General features: G+C 64.0%; 1 pseudogene. It reads left to right on the forward strand.

What is annotated here, in order from left to right:
• Nucleotides 1–436, forward strand: a pseudogene (locus VL15_RS38955) (glycosyltransferase); the annotation flags it as partial.

The following is a 436-nucleotide window of genomic DNA, read 5'->3' on the forward strand; positions in this document are numbered from 1 at the left end:
CGCCTGATGGACCGCCAGGTCGTCGACGCGCTCTGCGCACTGCCCGAGCGGCGTCGTTTCATGAAAGGCCTGTTCGCGTGGGTCGGCTACCGCACCGAGATCATCGAATACACGCGCGCACCGCGCAGCGGCGGACGCTCCAAATTCTCCGGGTGGCGGCGCTGGAACTTCGCGCTCGAAGGCATCACGAGCTTCAGCACCGTGCCGCTGCGCGTGTGGACCTACATCGGCCTCGCATTCGCCGCGCTCTCGCTCGTCTACGGCGCGTACATCGTCATGCGCACGCTGCTATTCGGCAACCCTGTGCACGGCTATGCGTCGCTGATTTCCGTGATGCTGTTCGTCGGCGGCATCCAGTTGATCGGCATCGGCGTGATCGGCGAATACCTCGGCCGCATCTATCACGAATCGAAACAGCGACCGGTCTATCTGGTGC

This window comes from Burkholderia cepacia (assembly GCF_001039005.1).
In the GTDB taxonomy this organism is placed as follows: domain Bacteria; phylum Pseudomonadota; class Gammaproteobacteria; order Burkholderiales; family Burkholderiaceae; genus Burkholderia; species Burkholderia theae.